At 62.9% G+C, this 3,806-nt stretch carries 5 protein-coding genes; all 5 read left to right on the forward strand.

All coding sequences use genetic code 11. The features are described from left to right. The coding region (locus tag GHO42_RS01905; protein ID WP_153384089.1) for a phage tail sheath family protein at window positions 1–882 on the forward strand (882 nt) is incomplete at its 5' end. An 11-nt stretch (window positions 883–893) separates the two neighbouring features. Then, entirely contained in the window at window positions 894–1,397 is a 504-nt protein-coding gene (locus GHO42_RS01910; RefSeq protein WP_153328947.1) for a phage major tail tube protein, read from the forward strand. A 12-nt stretch (window positions 1,398–1,409) separates the two neighbouring features. Further along, window positions 1,410–1,727 carry a phage tail assembly protein gene (locus tag GHO42_RS01915; protein WP_153328950.1) on the forward strand — a complete coding sequence of 106 codons (318 nt, stop codon included), beginning with the start codon at window positions 1,410–1,412 and terminating at the stop codon, window positions 1,725–1,727. Beyond that, window positions 1,702–1,824: a hypothetical protein gene (locus tag GHO42_RS25960; protein ID WP_256671100.1), complete on the forward strand. Its 123-nt coding sequence runs from the start codon at window positions 1,702–1,704 to the stop codon at window positions 1,822–1,824. The genes GHO42_RS01915 and GHO42_RS25960 overlap by 26 nt, the downstream gene beginning before the upstream one ends. A gap of 35 nt (window positions 1,825–1,859) precedes the next feature. Continuing rightward, window positions 1,860–3,806 (forward strand): phage tail tape measure protein (locus tag GHO42_RS01920; protein WP_256671101.1); only part of this gene is annotated, 1,947 nt, incomplete at its 3' end.

Here is a 3,806-nt window from a genome sequence, read left to right on the forward strand (position 1 = left end):
GTGCTCACCAGTTCGATCATTGGCGGGGTGGCGGCTGACGGCAAGCGCACCGGCATGCAGGCGCTGCTGGACGGCAAGAGCCTGTTCAACCTGCAGCCGCGTTTGTTGATCGCGCCCAAGCACAGTGCCACCGAGGCGGTGGCCACCGCCATGGATGTGCTGGCGGGCCGGCTCAAGGCCATCGGCATTATCGACGGGCCGAACACCACCGATGAGGCGGCGATTGCCTACGCCGAAAACTTCGGCAGCAAGCGCCTGTACATGGTCGACCCGGCGGTCAAGCAGTGGAGCACGGTGACCAATGCGGATGAGGCGGTGCCGGCCTCGGCGATCGCGGCGGGCCTGTTCGCGCAAACCGATGCGCGCTTTGGTTTCTGGGCGTCACCGTCGAACAAGGAAATTGCCGGCATCACCGGCACGGTGCGCCCGATCGAGTACCTGGACGGTGATCCAACCTGCCGGGCCAACCTGCTCAACGCGGCCAGCATCACCACCATCATCCGCGATGGCGGTTATCGCCTGTGGGGCAACCGCACCCTGTCGGCCGATTCGAAGTGGTCCTTTGTCACCCGGGTGCGCACCACCGACATGGTGATGGACGCGATTCAGGTGGGCATGAAGTGGGCGGTGGACCGTGGCATCACCAAGACCTACGTCAAGGACGTGACCGAGACCGTTAACGCCTTCATGCGCGATCTGAAAGCCCTGGGCGCGGTGATCAACTTCGAGGTCTATCCCGACCTGGAGAAGACCACCGCCACCCAGATCGAGCAGGGCAAGGTGTACTGGACCATTCGTTTCACCGACGTACCGCCGGCGGAAAACCCGATTTTCCAAGTCGAGGTCACTAACCAGTGGCTGACTGAAGTTCTGGAAGCCTAAGGAGGCGTTCAATGATTCCGCAAACCCTTTTCAACACCAACATGTTTGTCGACGGTATGAGCCTGCAGGGCGACGTACCGAGCCTGAGCCTGCCCAAGGTGTCGGTGAAAACCGAGGAATATCGCGGCGGCGGCATGGATGCACCGGTGGGCATGGACATGGGCCTGGAAAAGCTGGAAGCCAGCTTTGCCACCAACGGCATCCGTCGTGAGGTGCTGAAGTACGTCGGCGCCTTTGACCAGACCGGGTTCAACGCCTCGTTTCGGGGTGCCTTCAAGGGCCTGAAGGGCGCGACCACCGCCGTGGTGGCCACCCTGCGCGGCGGTCTGCGCGAAGTGGACCCGGGCGAATGGTCGGCCGGCGCCAAGGCCGAGTTCAAGTTCACCGTGGACGTCACCTACTACAAGCTCGAAATCGACGGGCGGGTGATGTTTGAAATCGATCCGATCAACTCTGTGCGCGTCATTGACGGCGTGGACCAACTGGCCGACGTGCGCAACGCCCTGGGCCTCTAAGGAATACCGAACATGACCACTATGAAGAAGTTGCCAAGCTGGCTGGAACTGACCGAGGAAGGGGCCACCATCACCTTGCGCCGGGCGGTTGAAATCAACCAGATCAAAGTCAATCGGGTCAGCCTGCGCGCACCGACCGTCAAGGATGTGCAGCTGGCCACCGTGCAATCGGGTGGGGATGCCGAGAAGCGCGAGCTGATCCTGTTCGCCTCCCTGACCCAGGCGGGTGACAAGGACATTGGCGCGATGACGGTCGTCGACTACAACCGCCTGCAGGCCGGCTATTTTCGCCTGGTCGAAGATGATGAACCTTACCCCTACAACGATTAAGGCGGCGGCCAAGCAGCTGGCCCGGGAGTTTCACTTCTCGGCCGGCGAAATCGAGGCCATGCCGTTCAATCGCATGCTGTGGTGGCTCACGGATTGAGCCATTCCCTCCGTTACGCGTAACAGGGCAATCCTATGGCAAACAAAATGGCGCTCGGCCTGGTGATCGGCGGCGCGGTCAGCTCGACCGTGGGCGCTGCTTTCAAAGACGTGGAAAGTCGCGTCAAGAAGCTGAGCGAGCAGGGCAAAAAGGCGCGGGTGCTGCAGAGCACGATTGGCGAAACCATGCGCCTGCGCGATGAATGGAGAAAGGCCCACGCTGCCGGCGAGAAGGGCGCGACCGCGCTCCTGAATCGGCTGGAGAAAAACCTCGGCGTGCTGCGCAAGGAAGGCGTCGAGGTCGGCCGGCTGGCCAAGGAATACGATCGGTTGGGCCGGGCCGGGCGCAGCGCGGAATTGAAGGCCAAGGGTATCGGCCAGATCGATCAGGGCAAGCAGAAGCTGCGCGCGGGCGTGGCTCAGGGTGTGGTGGCCACCGGCCTGGTGGCGGCCACGGGCAAGGTCAGCGCCGATTATCAGGCGATCATCCGCGACATTGCGATCAAGGCCGGCGTGGCCCGATCGGCCCAGGAAGGCGCCATGTCGCGCAGCATCATTCAGACGTCGAAAGACATCGGGATGGGTCGCAACGACGTGGCCGACGTGGTCAACCAGTTGGTCGGCGCCGGCATGGAGCTGAAGCAGGCCATGGAGTTTGCGCCGGTGGCGGCCAAGTTCGTGGTGGGGCAAGGTTCATCCGGCGTCGACACCGCGAAGATGATCCAGGCGCTGCAAAGCAACGCCAATATCACCGACCCCAAGATGCTGGAAAAGGCGCTGGAGGCGGTGGCTTTCCAAGGGCAGGCGGGCAGCTTCGAGGCTAGCGACATGGCGCGCTGGTTTCCGCAGCTGCTGGCGAGCATGCAGAAGCAGGGCATCACCGGCATGGATGCCGTCACGCAACTGGGCGCGATGCTCCAGGTGCAGATGAAAACCGCCGGCACCTCCGACGAGGCGGCCAACAACCTCAAGAACTGGATGGAGAAAATCGGTTCCGGCGAGGTGGTGGACGCGTACAAGAAGGCTGGCATTGATTACCAGGGCTCGCTCAACACCGGCATTCAAGGGGGCATGTCGACCCTGGAGGCCAGTTTCGGCCTGGCCAAGCGCTACATCGAAGCGACGGACCCGAAGAAAGCGGCGCAGATGGCCGAGGCCACGGCCCGGATCAGCAAGGAGGCGAACCCGGAAAAAGCCAAGGCCATGCTTAACAGCCTGGAGCAGGCGCTGCGCACGGGCGATATCTTTGCCGACATGCAGGTCAAGTCGGCGCTGACGGCCTATGTGCAGAACAAGGCGCTATACGAGCAGCTAAAAAGCGAGGCGTCCGGAGCCTCTGGGATCTTGGACAAAAACCTGTCGGAACGGCGCGACACCTCGTCGCAAAAATGGGCCGAGACGATTCAGGCAGGCAACGACGCTATGCGCAGCGTGGGCGATGCCATTCGACCGGTCACAGATGCGGTGGCCTCTGGGCTGACTACGGTGGTCAAGGGCATCACCAAGCTGTCGGACGAGTCGCCCAAGCTGGTGATGGGGCTGACGGCTCTGGCCACCGGTGCCAGCGTCGTGACCAGTCTGCTGGGCGCGCTTAAGATCGGCCGGGGGCTGGTCAATCTGGCCCGGGGCGGATTGGGCGGCGGTGGCGGTGCAGGTCGCGCCGGTGTGCAGTCGGTCTTTGTTACCAACGCCAAGGACGCACTGGGTGGTGGTGACGATGATGGGGACGGCAAGGGGGACGCGGTCAAGTCGCTGGTCTCGGCAGGCCTCAATGCATTGCTCGGTCGCAAGGATGAAGCGCCGGAGGGCGAGGGCGCTGCAGATACCAAACTGGACCCGGTCGAAACCGGTCTGAAGCTGCTCGATGTGATTCGGGAAGTCAAGGGCGGAGACGATGAGGCCGGGCCTGACCATACGCAGAAGGTCTTTGTGGTCAATGCTCGGGAACTCGGCGGGGGTGGCCCAGGTGGCGGTGGTCGTGGT

The organism is Pseudomonas sp. FSL R10-0056 (genome assembly GCF_009600105.1).
Taxonomy (GTDB): Bacteria; Pseudomonadota; Gammaproteobacteria; order Pseudomonadales; family Pseudomonadaceae; genus Aquipseudomonas; species Aquipseudomonas bubulae.

Coding starts and splice junctions, on each gene's coding strand:
- GHO42_RS01910 (WP_153328947.1), top strand. CDS start 894: ATGATTCCGCAAACCCTTTTCAACACCAACATGTTTGTCGACGGTATG.
- GHO42_RS01915 (WP_153328950.1), top strand. CDS start 1,410: ATGACCACTATGAAGAAGTTGCCAAGCTGGCTGGAACTGACCGAGGAA.
- GHO42_RS25960 (WP_256671100.1), top strand. CDS start 1,702: ATGAACCTTACCCCTACAACGATTAAGGCGGCGGCCAAGCAGCTGGCC.